This window comes from Ruegeria sp. P8, assembly GCF_056534665.1.
Genome location: NZ_JBQERC010000021.1, coordinates 1 through 17074, shown reverse-complemented (window position 1 = coordinate 17074; position 17074 = coordinate 1). Strand labels below are relative to the sequence as shown.

The 17074-nt window shown below is 59.9% G+C and carries 15 protein-coding genes; 9 read left to right on the top strand and 6 right to left on the bottom strand.

The genetic code is table 11. The annotated features are described in order from the left end of the window. Positions 1–39: 39 nt before the first annotated feature. Positions 40–621: a UbiX family flavin prenyltransferase gene (locus ACR0BZ_RS17760; RefSeq protein ID WP_480920897.1), complete on the bottom strand. Its 582-nt coding sequence runs from the start codon at positions 619–621 to the stop codon at positions 40–42. Further along, positions 618–2126: a UbiD family decarboxylase gene (locus tag ACR0BZ_RS17755; protein ID WP_480920914.1), complete on the bottom strand. Its 1509-nt coding sequence runs from the start codon at positions 2124–2126 to the stop codon at positions 618–620. Before ACR0BZ_RS17755 ends, ACR0BZ_RS17760 begins: the two co-directional genes overlap by 4 nt. Before the next feature lie 136 nt (positions 2127–2262). On the opposite strand from ACR0BZ_RS17755, the gene ubiT reads away from it, so the two are divergent. From ubiT to ubiV, 3 genes are read left to right on the top strand one after another with little or no spacing between them, the layout of a single operon-like run. Further along, on the top strand, positions 2263–2805 hold the full coding sequence (ubiT, locus tag ACR0BZ_RS17750) for a ubiquinone anaerobic biosynthesis accessory factor UbiT (RefSeq protein ID WP_480920896.1): 543 nt from the start codon (positions 2263–2265) through the stop codon (positions 2803–2805). Next, positions 2805–3782 (top strand): ubiquinone anaerobic biosynthesis protein UbiU, encoded by a 978-nt coding sequence (gene ubiU, locus ACR0BZ_RS17745; RefSeq protein ID WP_480833420.1) that lies wholly within the window; start codon positions 2805–2807, stop codon positions 3780–3782. The genes ubiT and ubiU overlap by 1 nt, the downstream gene beginning before the upstream one ends. A 4-nt stretch (positions 3783–3786) precedes the next feature. Next, entirely contained in the window at positions 3787–4707 is a 921-nt protein-coding gene (gene ubiV, locus ACR0BZ_RS17740; RefSeq protein WP_480920895.1) for a ubiquinone anaerobic biosynthesis protein UbiV, read from the top strand. Between the two features lie 88 nt (positions 4708–4795). Here the strand turns inward: ubiV and ACR0BZ_RS17735 are convergent, their stop codons facing one another. From ACR0BZ_RS17735 to ACR0BZ_RS17720, 4 genes are all read right to left on the bottom strand, one after another. Further along, the gene (locus ACR0BZ_RS17735; RefSeq protein ID WP_480920894.1) at positions 4796–5938 is read right to left on the bottom strand and encodes an amidohydrolase; all 1143 of its coding nucleotides are present in this window, start codon (positions 5936–5938) and stop codon (positions 4796–4798) included. Positions 5939–6118: 180 nt separating this feature from the next. Further along, positions 6119–8137, bottom strand: a complete 2019-nt coding sequence (locus ACR0BZ_RS17730) for a CocE/NonD family hydrolase (RefSeq protein WP_480920893.1) — start codon at positions 8135–8137, stop codon at positions 6119–6121. A 58-nt stretch (positions 8138–8195) separates the two neighbouring features. Beyond that, positions 8196–10235 carry an oxidoreductase gene (locus ACR0BZ_RS17725; protein WP_480898894.1) on the bottom strand — a complete coding sequence of 680 codons (2040 nt, stop codon included), beginning with the start codon at positions 10233–10235 and terminating at the stop codon, positions 8196–8198. A 286-nt stretch (positions 10236–10521) separates the two neighbouring features. After that, positions 10522–11448, bottom strand: coding sequence for a LysR family transcriptional regulator (locus ACR0BZ_RS17720; protein WP_480508719.1), 927 nt, complete (start codon positions 11446–11448; stop codon positions 10522–10524). A 157-nt stretch (positions 11449–11605) separates the two neighbouring features. Between ACR0BZ_RS17720 and ACR0BZ_RS17715 the strand changes: the two genes are divergently transcribed. The 6 genes from ACR0BZ_RS17715 (at position 11606) to ACR0BZ_RS17690 (ending at position 16950) form a co-directional block, all read left to right on the top strand. Continuing rightward, positions 11606–12622, top strand: coding sequence for a TRAP transporter substrate-binding protein (locus ACR0BZ_RS17715; RefSeq protein WP_267366014.1), 1017 nt, complete (start codon positions 11606–11608; stop codon positions 12620–12622). Between the two features lie 67 nt (positions 12623–12689). Further along, positions 12690–13226 (top strand): TRAP transporter small permease, encoded by a 537-nt coding sequence (locus tag ACR0BZ_RS17710; RefSeq protein ID WP_480496055.1) that lies wholly within the window; start codon positions 12690–12692, stop codon positions 13224–13226. A gap of 17 nt (positions 13227–13243) precedes the next feature. Continuing rightward, positions 13244–14584: a TRAP transporter large permease gene (locus ACR0BZ_RS17705; RefSeq protein WP_480496053.1), complete on the top strand. Its 1341-nt coding sequence runs from the start codon at positions 13244–13246 to the stop codon at positions 14582–14584. Between the two features lie 17 nt (positions 14585–14601). Then, positions 14602–15096 (top strand): universal stress protein, encoded by a 495-nt coding sequence (locus tag ACR0BZ_RS17700; RefSeq protein ID WP_480496051.1) that lies wholly within the window; start codon positions 14602–14604, stop codon positions 15094–15096. A gap of 26 nt (positions 15097–15122) precedes the next feature. Next, positions 15123–15509 (top strand): nuclear transport factor 2 family protein, encoded by a 387-nt coding sequence (locus ACR0BZ_RS17695; protein WP_480521060.1) that lies wholly within the window; start codon positions 15123–15125, stop codon positions 15507–15509. 37 nt (positions 15510–15546) lie between these two features. Then, the gene (locus ACR0BZ_RS17690; RefSeq protein WP_480920892.1) at positions 15547–16950 is read left to right on the top strand and encodes an NAD(P)/FAD-dependent oxidoreductase; all 1404 of its coding nucleotides are present in this window, start codon (positions 15547–15549) and stop codon (positions 16948–16950) included. Positions 16951–17074: the final 124 nt, after the last annotated feature.

The window sequence follows — 17074 nt, the reverse complement described above, 5'->3', positions numbered from 1 at the left end:
TCATCTTTTTCCAAATACTCCCGCCGGAGGCGCCCGAACTCACCCACCAGCGCATTGCGGGCGCCACTCTTGCGCCACCGGGTCACAAATGCGCAGGCAGTCCACCGCGCGTGCAGCGATCTGGGACACGATATCCATCAGGGTGTCGGGCTTCAGATAAAACGCTGGAACCGGCGGCAGGATGATGGCCCCCATTTCTGCCGCCGCCGTCATGTTGCGCAAATGGGCCAGCGTCAGCGGTGCTTCGCGTGTCAGTAAAACCAACGGCCTGCGTTCCTTGAGCTGAACACTGGCGGCGCGCGTCAGCAGGTTATCGTCCAGCCCATGCGCAATTGCGGCAAGCGTTCGCATGGAACAGGGCGCAACGATCATGCCGGATACCGGAACCGACCCGGACGCAATGCTGGCACCGATATCGGCGCTCGGGTGATGCCGTGTCACCAACCGCCGCAGGTTTGGCAAAGCGTCCGGGCCGCATTCCTGCGCAAGGGTCCGCATCCCGGCTGCGCTGACCACTAGATCGGTCTCGATATCCGATGACGCCAGACACCGGGCCACGGCAAGGCCCAACGCCGCGCCCGATGCACCGGATACCCCCAGAACAACACGGGCGTTTGTCATGCTCTCAGCTCCGGCATCAATCGGTTTACAAGGTCTTCCGCAAAGGCGTGATCTCCATCCGCAGTGCGCATCACCGTCCCCCATTCCCGCAGCGTTTCACTGCCCAGTTTCGTCGTGGCGTCGATGCCGATTTTTCCGGCCAGACCGGGTTCGGGCGATGCAAAATCCAGATAATCCATAGGTGTCCTGTCCAGTACCATCACATCCCTGCCCGGGTCCATGCGTGTGGCAAGCGCCCAGGCAATATCCTCCCAGTTTTGGGGGTCGATATCGGCATCGACCGCGATGATCATTTTCGTATAGCTAAATTGCGGCAGCATTCCCCACAGGGCCATCATCACGCGCCGGGCCTGCCCCGGATACCGTTTGTCGATGGCAACGATTGCGATGCGATAGGAACAGGCGGCGGGCGGCAGCCAAAGATCGTGGATTTCGGGGATTTGCGCGCGGATGGTCGGCAAGGCCAGACGGTTGAACACCTCGCCAATGATCGACGGCTCGTCCGGTGGCCGCCCGGTATAGGTGGAAAGATACAGCGGCGCGTCCCGATGGGTGACAGCGCTGACCCGCATCACTGGAAAGGGTTCAGCCGGGTTGTAATAGCCGGTGTGATCCCCAAAAGGCCCCTCGGGGGCGGTTTCGCTTGGTGAAACCCAACCTTCCAGAACAATCTCGGCATCTGCAGGGACCAGCAGGGGGATGGTTCTGGCCGGGATCAGATGTGGGCGCTTCTGGTTCAGGGCACCGGCAAATGTCAGCTCGGATACCGCCTCTGGCAAGGGCAAGGCCGCCGACAACAGCGTCGCGGGGTTTGCGCCCAGCACAATGGCGACGGGCATCTTTTCGGCGCACCTCGCCCAGCTTCGGTGATGCGCCGCGCCGCCGCGATGGGGCAGCCAGCGCATGATGACACGGTTCCGGTCCAGCACCTGAATGCGGTAAACCCCCGCGTTATAGCCTTGCGCCGCGTTGGGATCGCTGCCGTAGGGCCGGGTAAGGACCACGGGCCATGTGATCAGCGGCCCGACATCACTGGGCCAGTGCGTCTGGACCGGCAGCGCTGTCAGGTCCACATCCGCCCCGCTGTGGCAGACGCTTTGAACCGGGGCAGTTCTGACCAGTTTCGGCCGGGTCGACAGGGCCGCCTTCAGCATCGGCCATCTGGCCAGCGCGTCCCGCACCCCGTCCGGCGGCGTCGGGGCTCGCAGCGCGGCCAGAAAGGCGCCCAGATCGTCCAGCCCGTCGGGTGTGACACCCAGCCCGGCAGCAACCCGCTCTGCCGTTCCGAACAGGTTGACGACGACGGGGGTATCGAACCGATCAGTGGACACGTCTGTCGGTTGGTCAAATTGCAGAACCGGTCCGCCCGCCTCAAGCACGGAGCGGTGAACAGCGGTCATCTGGTGGCGCACGGAAACCGGATCAGGGATGCGCCTGAACTGTCCGGTGTCCTCGCACCATTTCAGAAAATGCCGAAGGCTGGGATATTGCGGCAGGGTGCGAATGGGGCTGCTCCGACGGTGGTGTCCACCCTCTAGCAACGAAAGCGAGGGGTCGAATTGACAACCGTCAAGTCACCCCAGCCGCGATCGCCCTAGGAAGGCATCCAAGGTCATAATGTTGAGACAGCAGGAGGTCTTATTGCCCGTTCCTCAGAACCCGATACCGCGCTGCCCGGCGGCTTTGGCGGCCATGTTTCGGATAGTGCCGCTTGGCCCCTTATCACTGTCGCTGACGGTCTTCACGCGCCGGATCGCAAAGAAAAATCCGGAAATGTTTCAACGGCTTGGCCTATACGGAAGATCAGTTTTCGTTCTTGATCCGACGGATTTGCCTGTTGCCCTGCTGCTTGATCCGAATGGCGGTGCCCCAAAGGTGACACTGACCCGGCGCAGCGGGACAGGGGTTGCGCGTATTTCCGGCCCTCTGGCGGCCCTTCTTGGGCTGGTTCACGGCGCGTTTGACGGCGATGCGCTGTTCTTCTCACGTGATCTGGTGATCGAGGGCGATACGGCCGCAGCGCTGGCCCTGCGCAATGCAATCGACGACGCGGAACTGGACCTCGCGCACGAGGCCGCAGCCCTCTCCGGCCCGCTTGCGCGCCCGCTCAAGCAGCTCATCGCGTTGGTGGAACGTCGAACCGGCCTGTACCTGACCCGACCGGAAGACGCTGTACTATGGTAATGGAAATCGTCTGCCCGGCAGGAACGCCCGCCGCTTTGCGCGCAGCCGTCAAGGCCGGGGCGCATACGGTCTATTGCGGCTTCAATGATGAAACCAATGCGCGCAACTTTCCCGGTCTGAACTTTGACCGGGCCGAAATGCGCGCGGGCGTTGCCTTTGCCCATGACCACGGGGCCAGGGTGCTGGTTGCGATCAACACGTTTCCCCGCGCCGGCAACGAAGCAATCTGGCACCGCGCCGTGGCCGATGCGGAAACCTGCGGCGTGGATGCCGTGATCCTCGCCGATATTGGGTTGCTGGATTATGCCGCGTGCAATCATCCGGGGCTGCGCAGGCACCTGTCCGTGCAGGCCGCAGCCGCAAATGCCGATGTGATCAACTTCTATGCCGAAACTTTTGGCGTCAAACGCGTAGTCCTGCCGCGCGTGCTGTCGGTTCCCGAAATCGCCGCCATCAACGCCGAAACAGAAGTCGAGACCGAGGTTTTTGTGTTCGGCGGGCTCTGTGTGATGGCCGAAGGTCGCTGTTCGCTGTCCTCTTATGCCACCGGGCTGTCTCCGAACATGAATGGCGTCTGTTCGCCAGCCAGCCATGTCGAATACCAGAACGACCAGGGCGCGTTGAACACCCGTCTGGGTGGCTACCTGATCCACCGGGTCGAACGAAACCAGCCTGCACCCTATCCGACATTGTGCAAAGGGTGCTTTTCCGCAGGTGAAAAGACGGGCCACCTGTTCGAAGACCCCGTCAGCCTGAACGCGGAACGGCTGATCCCGCAATTGCAGAAGGCCGGTGTTACCGCGCTGAAGATCGAAGGGCGCCAGCGTTCGAAATCCTACGTCGCGCAGGTGGTTCGGAATTTCCGTGCCGCTGTCGACGCGCTTGAGGCCGGACGCCCTCTGCCCGAGGGGATGCTGGCCCGTTTGTCCGAAGGGCAGGCCATGACAACCGGCGCCTACAAAAAAACCTGGAGATAGCGCGATGGAACTGACCGTTGGCCCCAACCAGTTTTTCTGGCCTGCCGAGAACTGGACATCCTTTTACGAAGATCTGGCCCAAACCCCCGTCGACCGCATCGTGCTGGGTGAGCTGGTTTGTTCCAAGCGCCTGCCGTTCTATCAGGACCGGATCCCCGACGCGATTGCCCGGCTGGTTGAGGCTGGCAAACAGGTTGTGCTGACCAGTCTTGCACTGGTGACGCTCAAGCGTGAACGCAAGCTGACCGCCGATCTGGCGGATCTGGGGGTCACGGTCGAGATCAACGACCTGACCGCGCTGGCGCATCTGCCCGAAAACACCGATTTCGATGTCGGACCGCTGATCAATGTCTATAACGAAGGCACATTTGCATGGCTGGCGTCACGCGGGGCGCGTCGCATATGCCTGCCGCCGGAACTGCCAATCGCCTCGGTCAGGGTTCTGGCACAGGCCGCCGCCAGTTTGGGTGTCGCGGTCGAGGTTTGGGGCCACGGTCGCCTGCCGCTGGCCATCTCCGGCCGGTGTTACCATGCGCGCCTGCATGGGCGCAGCAAGGATAATTGCCAGTTTGCCTGCGAAAACGATCCCAACGGGCTGGATGTGCTGACCGGCGATGGACAGCCGTTCATGGCCATGAACGGCGTGCAGACCCTGTCAGACAGCTATGCCTGCACGGATCACCAGATCGAGTTGCTGCAAAGCGCGGGCGTCTCGGCCCTGCGCCTGTCGCCGCAATCTCAGGGGTTCCCAAGGCTCTGCGCGCTCTACCGACAGCGGCTGGATGGTCAACTTGACCGGGGCGATCTGGAACATGCCCTGTGCACGGACGATCCCGATATAAGGCTAAGCGATGGGTTCCTGACCGGCGCATCCGGTGCTGAATGGTCGGGTTCGGCACGCGTGTCCACCGAAGCGGCACGCTGATCATTCTGGAAAAGTCCGGCATCCGTGGGCGAATGTTTGAGGCGACCAGAGGAAGCGATCCGAAACATCCACGGATCGTCCTGCGCAGTCAGGTGGTCACTGGCAGACGTTGCCGCACCAGTTCGGCCCACAGGTTTGCCCCCAATGGCAGCAGCGCGTCGTTGAAATCATAATCGTCCGCGTGCAGGGGGCGGCCATTCGACCCCTCGGTTCCATTGCCGATCAGCAGAAAACACCCCGGAACCGCAGCCGCAAATTCCGCGAAATCCTCGGAAAACGACATGGCGGTCCGGTCGCCGTCAACCTCAAGGCCCAGCGTTTTTGCTGCTGAAACCACATGGGTTGCGGCGTCGGTATCGTTGATTGCCTCGATGAATTCGGTCCGGAATTCCACCGTCACCGCGACACCGTGGCTTTCCGCCACGCCCGCCGCGATCTGCCGCATATGGTGTTCAATCCGCGCGCGGTCATCGGGGGACATCGCCCGTGCGTCCCCTTTCAACACTGTTCGACCCGGCAGGACGTTGCGCTGCCCATCGGTGATGAACTCGGTCACGGAAACGACCGCGCCAGACAATGGGGCAAGCTTTCGCGAAACGATGGTTTGCAAGGCCAGAACAAGCTCTGCTGCGGGCGTGATTGTCTCGCGCCCGACATGGGGCATCGAGGCATGGCCGCCCTGACCGGTGATGGTGATCTCGAATAGGCTTTCGCTGCAACAAATGACACCGGCGCGGGTTGAAACCCGCCCGACGGGTTCGCCCGGCAGATTGTGCGCGCCATAGATTTCGTCAATCGGAAAATCCCGCAGGACGCCTTCCTCAATCATCGCCCGCGCGCCCAGCCCGTGCTCCTCGTTGGGCTGGAACAGGAAGACAACGGTGCCGTCAAAGCCCTGATCCCCGGCCAAAAGCTCGGCCGCGCCCAGCAGCATCGTCGTATGGCCGTCATGGCCGCAGGCATGCATCACGCCCGGATTCTGAGACTTGTAGGCAAAGCTGTTGGCCTCGGTAATGGGCAGGGCGTCGAAATCCGCGCGCAGACCGATGGACCGGTTGCCATGGCCCGCTCGTAGAACACCAACAACGCCGACACCCTCATGCACTTCGATGCCAAGGCTTCTCAGGTGATCGGCGATCCGGGCCTTGGTCCAGTCCTCCTGAAAGCCAAGCTCGGGGTTGCGGTGAAACTCATGCCGCAGGGCGCGCAGGTTTTCGAAAAAACTCGTCATGGCAACTCTCCTTCGTCCTGCTTTCTTTCGTCATTGCTACAGGGTTTTGCAATCCCGCTCAAAGATAGGTTCCGATAGATGCACGTTGCCCCCGGATGAGAGCCCTGAACAATTTCGATCCCGCGAGGGGAACACCAGCCCACGCATCACAAGACGGCAGGTCTGTAAACCATTCTGCGCCTACATCCCGTTGCGGGGGATGACAAAAGACTGTTCTTCCTCAAAGATCAGGTCGTCACCCGACCACGCCTTTAGGCGAGCGGTCAGGTGAAATTCGGTCGCAGTCGCCCTTTGTTCGGAACAGGTCCAGATCTTGGCGGACCACCCCTCGCGGTCGAAACCGGCGGTTTGCTCCATTGTGGCCACTGCCGACAACGGATCATCCGGCTGGATGGTATAGCGTCGATCCGACATATCGCTCAGCACCGTGCCGATATCGTCGAGGCGAATATCGCCCACCGGCCCAAAGACACCCCCGTCAAGGAAATACCTGTGTGTCACCTCGCCATTGGTCAGATCGGTGTGGACCGAACGCTCCATCGAACCGGAGCGAACGTTCGTCTTCCGCGGGGCGACGTCGGGACCCCGAGGTTCGGGCAAGGGGCGTGGGGCTGGCGTGTCATCTCGCTGGCTGCGCACGGGCAGGATCAGCCGCGATGTGCCGGGCCGGATCGTCAGCGTAACCGGCTCGGGCGCTGGCCACAGGACCGGCCAATAGGCGGACGCGATTTGCAGAACGATGCGATGACCCGCCAACACCCGATAACCGGTTCCATAAAGCGGGACAGTCACGTGCATGTCTTCGCCGGGTGTGATCGGTGTCGGTTCAGTGTCGCTGATCCGGTGGGTCAGATTGCAGAACCCGCGTGCAATCAATGTCTGCGCGCCATCCGGGGCCTCATCCACCAGCAGGGCCGCAACGAAACCCTGCGTCCGATCGGCAGAAACAGTCAGGTCAACCGAGGGCTGGCCCAGAATATCTATGGGCTTTTCCAAGGGCTTTGCTTTGAATTGCAGCGCCCCTGCGGCCTCGATCCGGCAATCCGCTGCCATATCTCCGGGTATTGCAAAAGAACACATGTCGCCCGCTGCGGCCCCGAAATTCTGTGGCGAACAAACCGCCATCTCCCCGCCCGACCCGGCGGAGGCGTCCAGGGTTCCGTCATTCAGCCACAAGGGCTGGTCCTTGACATTTGGCGATGGCCAGCTCGGCTCCTCGATCCACCGCCCCTCGCGGTGCACATGTGTCCCGGACGGGGCGGCACTGTCTTGCAGGAAAAACCGCAAGGGCGGCTCGTTCATCAGGCCGGTGTCGATCCCTTTCAGCCAATGGTCCCAGAACCGGATTACCTCGCCGACGAAATCGACCCGGGGCCCCGGCACCCCTTCTTGCGGATACAGATGCGCCCAGGGGCCCATCAGGATCTTGACCGGCCCGCTCAGGTGTTCCGCGATGCGGAACGGCGTGTCGCGATACAGGTCCATCCATCCGCCAAAGAAATACACCGGCACATCGACATCCGCATAGTTTTCGCAGATCGAGCCGCGCCGCCACATGTCGTCATGGGTCTGATGTTCCAGCCACATGGCGGGCCAGAATTCGACCCCCTCCAACCGTGCGCGCCACATGTCGATCCAGCGATCCGCGCCCACGATCTCGGGGTCGGGCGGCATGGCATTATACAGCTGCATGATCGAGCCCCACCAGAAATTGTCATTGGCCAGACAGCCGCCGTAAAAGTGAATATCCTCGCGCCAGCGGTCATCCGTTCCCATCACCGGCGCAATCGCCTTCAGCGCTGGTGGGCGGGTCGCGGCCACCTGAAAGGCGTTATACGCCCCCCAGCTTTTGCCGAACATTCCGACATTTCCGTCGCACCAGTCCTGATCTGCAATCCACTGGATGATGTCGTGCCCGTCCTGAATCTCCTGATGCGAATACTCGTCTTCGGGAATCCCGTCGCTGTCGCCATAACCGCGGATATCCACCCGGATCGACGCATAGCCTGCTGCGGCGAAATGCGGATGCATGCTTTCATCCCGCATCCGGGTGCGATCCCGGCGGCGATAGGGGATGTATTCCAGAACACAGGGAACAGGTGTTGTTCGCGCCGATCCGGGCAGCCAAAGCCGGGCCGCAAGTTTTACGCCGTCCGGCATGGGAATCCAAACGGTTTCGATGACCTCTGTGTTGCTCATGTCCGGTCCTTTGACTGACTGTCAGGTGAAAGGCTGCTTGTGGTGTGCTTCAATGATCTCACCACCGAAGCCCCAAGCGCAGCGCATCATAAATGGCGGCATGCGTGTTACGTGATGAAACGGCATCTCCGATCCGGTACAGATCAAACCCGGCCTCTGGGACAGATTGCGGAAACACGGGGCCGGACCCGCCGACCAGCGCTTCATAATCCACGGCGCCCAGGTTGCGCGACAGCGGTTTCAGGTCGAAGTACAGATCATCCAGCGGCAAAACACCCTGATTGACAACCACCTGATCATACAGGCGCTTTTCTATCAGGTCCGAGTAATCCGTTCCAATGGCTGCCTCCAGCTGGTTGCCTGATCGCACCAGTGATTTCAGCGTCCGGGCGACTGTAAACACGGCTCCGGTCTTTTGCAGGGCCCGCATATAGGGCACCAGGTTCATCCCCATGATTTCGGGGGCAAAACTGCGGTCGCGGGTCATGATTTCTACCCGCCCCCCTGCCTGCGCGATAGCCTCAGCCGCCATCAGGGCCGGGTGATCCCCCGCATCGTCATAGATAAGGACATTGTCGCCGGGGCGCACATCACCGGTCAGGATATCCCAGGCAGTAACCGCCAGATCGTTGCCCGTTTCCAGAACCGTCACCTCGGGCAACCCGCCGGTTGCGATCACCACCATATCCGGCGCAAGCGCGGTTACAGCATCGGCGTCCGCAAAGGTGTTGAACCGAAATGTAACGTCGCGCGCCGCGCATTGGGCCATGCGCCAGTCGATGATCCCGATCATCTCGGCCCGGCGTCGGGATTGCGCGGTCAGCCGCACCTGACCGCCGGGTTCGGGCGCGGCCTCAAGAACGGTGACGTCATGCCCGCGCTCGGCCGCGACCCGCGCCGCCTCAAGCCCGCCGGGGCCTGCGCCCACAATCACCGCGCGGCGGCGCGTTTCAGCGGCGGGGATCACATGCGGCATCGACAATTCGCGCCCGGTGGCCGGGTTGTGGATGCACAGCGCCTCACCCGCCTGATAAATGCGGTCAAGACAGTAGGTGGCGCCAACGCAAGGCCGGATGTCCTCTTCCCGTCCGGCCCGGATTTTGGCAACGATCATCGGATCGGCCATATGTGCGCGGGTCATGCCGACCATGTCCAGCAGGCCCGAGGCCACCGCATGCCGCGCCGTTGCCACATCGGGAATGCGCGCGGCGTGAAAGGTCGGCATCCCAACCTCGGCCCGGACGCGCCCGGCGAAATCCAGATGGGGTGCGCTTTTCATGCCCTGAACCGGGATCACGTCCGTCATGGCCGGGTCGGTATGAATACGCCCGCGAATAATGTTCAGGAAATCGACCTGACCACTGTCACGCAGCCTTCGGGCAATCTCCAGCCCTTCCGCTTCGGTGATGCCGCCCTTTTCCACCTCGTCGGCGGTGTAACGGACCCCTATGATGAAATCGCGCCCGACGCGGTCGCGGATTGCATCCAGAACCATGAAGCCAAAGCGCAACCGGTTGTCCAGATTGCCCCCAAAAGGCGCGTCCATCCGATTGGTCATCGGCGACCAGAACTGATCGATCAGATGGCCATAGGCCTGCAATTCAATTCCATCCAGCCCGGCGGCCTGCATCCGTTCGGCAGCATCGGCGTAATCGGTCACAATCCGCGCGATGTCGAAATCTTCCATCTTCTTGGCAAAGGCCCGGTGCGCCGGTTCCCGGTCGTGCGACGGCGACAGGGATGGCAGCCAGTCACCCTTGTTCCAGCCCGTGCGCCGCCCCAGATGGGTCAGCTGGATCATCACCGCACAGCCATGGGCATGGCAGGCATCCGTCAGCTCCGCCATCCAGCGGACCACCTCGTCCTTGTAAGCTAGGATATTGTTGAACGCAGGCGGGCTGTCGCGGCTGACAACGGCCGACCCCGCCGTCATGGTCATCGCAACCCCCGCTTTGGCCCGCACCTCGTGATAGGCACGATAACGTTCCGTCGGCATCCCATCTTCGGGATAGGCGGGTTCGTGACTGGTCGTCATGATCCGGTTCTTCAGCGTCAGGTGCTTTAGCTGATAAGGTTGCAGCAAGGCATCGCGGCTCATGATAGCGCCTCGTGATCGGTTTGAGTGCGCAAGGCGGCAACAGGGTCGGATGACATGCGGCTCTCCGGTTGTCTGGGGGCAAGAGGTGATGGTCTTTGCTGATTGAAATCAAACTGGAATTGCCAAGTCAAACTTGTTTTCAATCAGACGTTTTCGACCCATTTTCCTCATGCCTTACGCCCGAGTGGACAGGACAAGCGTGGCCGCGCGCACCCGGTTGGCGCATGCCTTCGGTGAACAAATTCTCTTGCGGGGTGCCACGCGCAAACAGGCGGCGAGGCCGGGCTCAGGGCACGTCGGAATGAACGCTCAGCAGGGTTTCCAGAAACAGCTTGGCCGCACGTGTCGGATCCGGATGTTTCCGTGTCACCGCCGCAAAGCGCGTTCTGTATTTGATTTCCTGCGGCATCACCTGCCTCATAAGCCCCTGTTCGACAAATTCCTGCGCCAGATGGTCCGGAAGAAAGCCCAGATAGCTGCCTGACAGAATAAGAATTGCAAGAGCCTGCTCGTTTTGCACTTTGGCAGCGCGCCGAAACCCCAGTTGCTGGCCATAGATCAGGTTGGGCGAATTCACGTTCAGACCCGCATAGTTGTACGCCTGAATGTCCCGCAAACTCAGCGTGTCAGCGGACTGGCTGAACAACGGATTGTCCTGCCCGCAATACAGAAACATGTTTTCCCCATAAAGTGGCGCATAATGCAGGCTTGCCGAGGGGCGGTGCAGGGCGATGATCCCGACATCCAGCTGCCCGCTGATAACCATGGTCTCAATGACGTTGGGCGGTTCGATCGACAACTCGATCTGGATGGCAGGGGCGGCTTCGTTGAACCTGTGAATGGCGCGGGCAAGGCGCGCTTCTGGGTTCGTGGTACACTGATCGAACAACGCCACGCGGATACTTCCTGCCAGTTGCTGCTTGATCTCGTTGACTTCGGTTCTGAACTGAGAAACCGAAATCAGCAGGTCTTCTGTCGCGGCCAGCACTTTTTCGCCGTCTTCAGTCAGGGAAAAACCCGCCGGGCCACGGTTGCACAGCTTCAAGTCCAGCCGCAGCTCCAGATCCGATATGTGTTTCGAGATTGTTGACTTCCCGATGTTGAGCTCATTTTCCGCCGCTGAAAACCCTCCGCTTTCCGCAACGGTTTTGAAAACCCGAAGAAGGCGGATGTCCGTGTCCCCGATGCGGGTGGCCAGTGGGTTTTGTCTCATATTATAAGTTCGACATTTGTGAAACCTTTCACGCAAATATTAACAACGACGAAACCATGTTGGCAAGATAGCCTCTTGTGGCCGAGGCAGAATCGGACTGGCCACCTTCTCCCCAGGCCATCGCGCACCTCGAAACACGACAAATGGGAGGACATCCATGTCATTTATCAAAAAGCTTGGCACCATCAGCGCCGCCGTTTCCGTTGCTGCACTGATGGTTGCGGGCACGGCTGATGCGAAGAACTTCAAGATCGCGGTGGGCGATAGCGCAGGAAGCGCACAGGAAGCTCTGGGCATCGCCTTCGTCAAGGCGCTGGAAGAGAAATCGGGCGGTGCCCACACCGCAACGCTGTTTCTGAACGGTCAGCTGGGGTCCGAACAGGACACCGTGAACGAGGCGGCGATCGGCACGCTGGATATGTCGCTGCTGGCGATCAACAACATCACGCCGTTCTCGCCTTCGGTCGGTGTTTTCACGCTGCCTTACGTGATCCTCAGCCTGGAAGATGCCGAAAAGCTGACCCAGGGCCCAATCGGTCAGGAACTGGTCGAAAACACCATCCGTGATGCCGGAGTACGCATCATCGGCTGGACCTATACCGGTTTCCGCCGCCTGACCAACTCGAAAAAACCGGTCAAATCGGTTGCTGACCTTCAGGATCTGGTCATCCGCGTTCCCAAGAACGAGATCATGATCGAAACCTACAAGGCATGGGGCATCAACCCGACGCCAATGGCCTGGTCGGAAACCTTCACCGGACTGCAAACCAAGGTGGTCGACGGGCAGGACAACCCTTACCTGACCATCAACGCGATGAAGTTCTACGAGGTTCAGGACCACGTCACCAACCTGCGCTACATCTTCTCGATTGAACCGCTGATCGTTTCAGAAGCGGTCTTCCAGGACCTGTCCGCAGAAGATCAGGCAATCCTCCTTGAAGCAGGACAGGAAGCCACCCTGGCATCCGCACAATTCCTGCGGGATTCCGAGGCCGCCATCAAGGAAGAGCTGACCGCCAAAGGCATGGAGATCATCGATCCCGAAAACGACGAAGCCGAGTTCATCGAACTGGCGACCGGTGCCGTATGGCCCCAGTTCTACGACTCCATCGGTGGCGTCGAAAAACTGAACACCGTTCTGGAAGCCATCGGCCGCGAGCCGGTGCAGCAATAATCGCCGCAGAGCGATACCGAGAAGAGCGCCACGGCGCTCTTCTCATCTCAGGGAGGAGTGAAACCACATGTTCTGGAAATTTCTGGACAACATAGAAAGTGTCATCTGCCGGATACTCTTATCCGGCTTTGTCTGCCTTTTATTCGTGCAGATCATCGCGCGCGAAGTCTTCGGCTTTTCGGTCAGCTGGATCGAAGAACTCTCGGTCTACATGTTCGTATGGTTCGTCTATTTCGGCGCAAGTTACGCCGCCTTGAAAGGGGCGCATAACCGCGTGACATTCCAGTTCAAGTTCCTGCCTGAGGGGGCGATCAAGTACATCGAAGCCTTCGCCGATCTCTTCTGGCTCTTCTTCAATGTCTACTTCCTCTATCTGGCGACAGATTTTGTCTTCAACAAGATGAACAAGTTCTGGAAATCCCAGACCCTGGGTGTCGAGATGAAGTATATCTACATGGTGCTGCCCATCGCGTTTGCGCTGATGACCGTCCGCATCATTCAGGTGAATTACCTACGCCTTGTCAAAGGCGAGGACATTCACGATCCCGATCAGATCGACCTCGACGAAATCAAAGCTGCGACCGAAGCAGCAAAGAAATCCTAAGGGCAGGGGGTTAAATCATGGAATCCGAAATCGTCACGGTCCTGTTTGGATCATTTCTGTTCTTGCTGCTCATTGGCGCGCCGATCACGGTGGCGCTGGGTGTCGCGTCGCTGATCTCGTTTCTCTATCTGGGCGATAACCCGATAAAATTCGTGCAGATCGCCTTTACATCCGTGGGCTCGTTCCCGCTGATGGCGCTGCCAGCCTTTATCCTTGCCGGGGCCCTGATGGAGGCTGCCGGTATCTCAAAACGCCTGATCAACGTTGCCGAAAGTCTGGCCGGTCCTTTTACCGGTGGTATTTCGGCCGCAACGGTCATGGCCTGTCTGTTCTTTGGTGCCATCTCGGGCTCGGGCCCGGCAACAACCGCGGCTGTTGGGATGCTGATGATCCCGGCAATGATCGACCGCGGCTATGAGCGCGGCTATGCCTCGGCGATCACTGCGTCCTCTGGCGGCCTCGGGATTATCATTCCTCCCTCCATCCCGATGGTGATCTTCGGCATTGCCGCGCTCGGTATGGCCCCGCCGCCCGAAGCGGTCGAGAAATTCGGCACCTTCCAGTCGGTTTCGATTTCGAAACTGTTCATTGCCGGGTTCGTACCCGCCTTCCTGATCGCCACAAGCCTGCTGATCCTGAACTATTTCATGTCGAAAAAGCGCGGCTACAAAGGCGTCGCCGAGGGCTGGTCGATCCGCCATGTGGGCTGCGAAATGTATCGCGGGTTCTGGTCTTTGATGGCGCCGCTGGTGATCCTGGGCGGTATCTATACCGGCTTCTTCACCCCGACCGAGGCTGCAATCGTCGCGATCTTCTATACCCTGTTCGTGGGGGTAGTCATCTATCGCGAACTGACCTGGCAGTCGCTGTTCCAGTCGCTTGAAGCCACCACATGGCTGACCGGTCGCGTCCTGCTGATCCTGTTCACCGCTACGGTGTTCGGACGTCTTTTGGTGGAAAACCAGATCCCGGCGATCATCGCAGATTCGATGCTCAGCTTCACCGACAACCTCTATGTAATCTGGGCGCTGATCATCTTCTTCCTACTGTTCGTCGGCATGTTCATGGAAACACTGGCCACCATCCTGATCCTTGTTCCGGTAATGCTGCCGGTAGCGTATTCGGTTGGTATCGATCCGATCCACTTTGGCGTGGTGATGGTCTGTACGCTGGGCATCGGGTTCCAGACCCCGCCGCTGGGCGAGAACCTGTTCATCGCATCGGGTATCTCGAACATCTCGATCGAACAGATCTCGTTGCGCGCGCTGCCTTTTGCGGCGGCAAACACGGTGGCGATCTTCATTATCGCCTTCTTCCCTGAACTGTCGCTGTGGCTTCCACGGCTGTTTGGCTACTGATCTGAAAGGATGACGACATGAAACAGATGGTCTCCAACATCCTGTTTGCCACCGACCTGTCCGAAAACTCGGGTCACGCCATGCGCCATGCCGCAAGCATCGCGCAGGCCACCGGGGCGGAGATTCACGTGTTGCACGTGAATGAACCCTTGTCGGACGACGCCAAGATCACGATGGAAATCTTCATTATGAACGAAGAGACCCGCAAGACCGCCATTGAGCGTCGTCACGAGATGGTGCGCAAGGTTCTGGCCGAGCGGCAAGCCAAGTTCTGGGCGCAGTTCGACGGCGACGACGGGAAAATTCGCGATCAGGTCACCTCGGTCGAGGTGACTGACGGCCATCCGGCAGAAGTGATCCTGCGCCGCTCGGTCGAACTGGGTTGCGACCTGATCGTATTGGGAGCGCATGATCACGGCTTTTCGCACACCTTCCTGGGCACGGTCGCAAAACGCGTTTTGCGGCGCTCCAGGATCCCGACACTGATCGTTCCGAACCCGGACGAAATGTAACAACCCCACTGACAAGGAAGTACAAAATGAACAAAACCTTGACCACGCAGGACCTGGCGGACACGTTCGACGCGTTCAACCGCCACGACATCGACGGCGTGATGACCCACTTCGCCGACGACTGCGTGTTCTACACCGTGGCCGGTGACGAGAAATACGGCAACAAGGTTGAAGGTGCCGAAGCCATCGCCGCCGCGTTTTCGGGCGTCTGGGCAGGCATGAAAGACGCCCATTGGGATCATCACAGCCACTTTGTCCACGGTGATCGTGCCGTATCCGAGTGGACCTTCTCGGGAACCGACGCAAACGGAATGCGGATCGAAGCCGAAGGTGCGGATCTGTTCACCGTTCGTGACGGTAAAATCATTGTAAAACAGGCGCTTCGCAAAGCTCGCCCGATGTTCAAAGCCTGATCCGCCGCCCTGCGCGCAGCCTCGGAGAAAAACAAGAATGGTGGATAACAGCATCCCGCGTCACTGGCCCAAGGCCAGTTATGACCCCAAATATGACCCGATCATTGATGCGGGTCCGGGTCACAATCGCGACCACGCGCCCACGTATTGGATTGGAACGGCCGGAACACCTCCGGCCGATGATGGACCTGTGTCCAGCGATATGGATGCAGATGTGGTGGTGATCGGATCGGGGTATACCGGCCTGTCCACCGCCATCCATCTTGCCAAGGAACACGGCATTCAAGCCGTTGTTTTAGAAGCAAATACCGTCTCATGGGGCTGCTCCACCCGCAACGGCGGGCAGGCCCAGATCTCATCCGGGCGGCTCAAGCGGTCGCAATGGATCGAACGGTGGGGAACGGACGTGGCCAAGCGCATGCATGCCGAGGTCACTGAAGCGTTTCAGCTGTTCAACGATCTGATTGCGACCGACGATATCGATTGCGACCCCCAGCCAGGCGGCCACTACTACATCGCGCATCGCGACAAGGTCATGCCGTCCCTCAAGAAAGAGAGCAAGCTGCTCAACGATGTGTTCGGCTATGGCTCGCGCATCCTCTCTCGGGAAGAGCTGCATGAAAAGCACGTGCGCGATATGGAGGCCGCAGGTGCCATGTGGGAACCTGACGGGACCTGTATCCATGCGGGTAAACTGGCGTTCGGATATGTCAACATGGCACGCCGTCTGGGGGTGAAAATTCACACTGGCAGCCCGGTCATGGGATGGCAGACGAAGAGCGGCGTGCATCACCTGCGCACACCGGGCGGCATCGTCCGCGCCAAAACCGTGGCGTTGGCAACCGCGGGCTATACCCCACCGGGTCTGAACACGCGCACAAAGCACCGCCTGATGCCTATCTTGTCGAACTCGATGGTGACACGGCCGCTGACCCAGGCCGAACTGGATGAGTGTGGCATTCAGACCAAATCACCCCTGACGGACACCCGCACCTTGCGCCACTACTATCGTTTGTTGCCCGACAACCGGATGCAGATCGGCAGCCGCAGCGCGGTAACAGGACGAGACGCCGAGAACGAAAAGCACCTGGAGCTTCTGAAAAAGGGCCTCGCCCGAAAGTTCCCGGCGCTGACGGATATCAACCTCGACTATTCGTGGTGGGGCTGGGTCGATGTCAGCCACGATATGATGCCGCGTATCTTCCAGCCGGACCCGGAACAGCGCGTGTTCTACGCGATGGGATATGGTGGCAACGGCGTGATGTACTCGGCTCAGGCCGGGCGTCGTATGGCACAGCTGATTGCGGGCAAGAAAGACAAGGCCTTTGCCCTGCCGATCTTCACGTCCCCGCTGCCCAGCCATGGCATCCTGACACCCTTCCGCCGCCTGGGTCAGCGTATAGCCTATGTCGGCTATTACCTCCGAGACGAAATACTGTAATTTACCAACGCTTTGGCGTTCCGAAGATAAGGAAACACCCCTATGAAGATGACGACGGAAGAGGCCTTTGTTAAGGTTTTGCAGATGCATGGTATTGAGCATGCGTTTGGGATCATTGGCTCTG

What these genes read in the sequence shown, in the direction of transcription:
- ubiV (WP_480920895.1), top strand. Translation starts at nt 3,787, where the DNA reads ATGGAACTGACCGTTGGCCCCAACCAGTTTTTCTGGCCTGCCGAGAAC.
- ACR0BZ_RS17710 (WP_480496055.1), top strand. Translation starts at nt 12,690, where the DNA reads ATGTTCTGGAAATTTCTGGACAACATAGAAAGTGTCATCTGCCGGATA.
- ACR0BZ_RS17725 (WP_480898894.1), bottom strand. Translation starts at nt 10,235, where the DNA reads ATGAGCCGCGATGCCTTGCTGCAACCTTATCAGCTAAAGCACCTGACG.
- ACR0BZ_RS17715 (WP_267366014.1), top strand. Translation starts at nt 11,606, where the DNA reads ATGTCATTTATCAAAAAGCTTGGCACCATCAGCGCCGCCGTTTCCGTT.
- ACR0BZ_RS17690 (WP_480920892.1), top strand. Translation starts at nt 15,547, where the DNA reads ATGGTGGATAACAGCATCCCGCGTCACTGGCCCAAGGCCAGTTATGAC.
- ACR0BZ_RS17705 (WP_480496053.1), top strand. Translation starts at nt 13,244, where the DNA reads ATGGAATCCGAAATCGTCACGGTCCTGTTTGGATCATTTCTGTTCTTG.
- ACR0BZ_RS17730 (WP_480920893.1), bottom strand. Translation starts at nt 8,137, where the DNA reads ATGAGCAACACAGAGGTCATCGAAACCGTTTGGATTCCCATGCCGGAC.
- ACR0BZ_RS17760 (WP_480920897.1), bottom strand. Translation starts at nt 621, where the DNA reads ATGACAAACGCCCGTGTTGTTCTGGGGGTATCCGGTGCATCGGGCGCG.
- ACR0BZ_RS17700 (WP_480496051.1), top strand. Translation starts at nt 14,602, where the DNA reads ATGAAACAGATGGTCTCCAACATCCTGTTTGCCACCGACCTGTCCGAA.
- ubiU (WP_480833420.1), top strand. Translation starts at nt 2,805, where the DNA reads ATGGAAATCGTCTGCCCGGCAGGAACGCCCGCCGCTTTGCGCGCAGCC.
- ACR0BZ_RS17735 (WP_480920894.1), bottom strand. Translation starts at nt 5,938, where the DNA reads ATGACGAGTTTTTTCGAAAACCTGCGCGCCCTGCGGCATGAGTTTCAC.
- ACR0BZ_RS17695 (WP_480521060.1), top strand. Translation starts at nt 15,123, where the DNA reads ATGAACAAAACCTTGACCACGCAGGACCTGGCGGACACGTTCGACGCG.
- ACR0BZ_RS17720 (WP_480508719.1), bottom strand. Translation starts at nt 11,448, where the DNA reads ATGAGACAAAACCCACTGGCCACCCGCATCGGGGACACGGACATCCGC.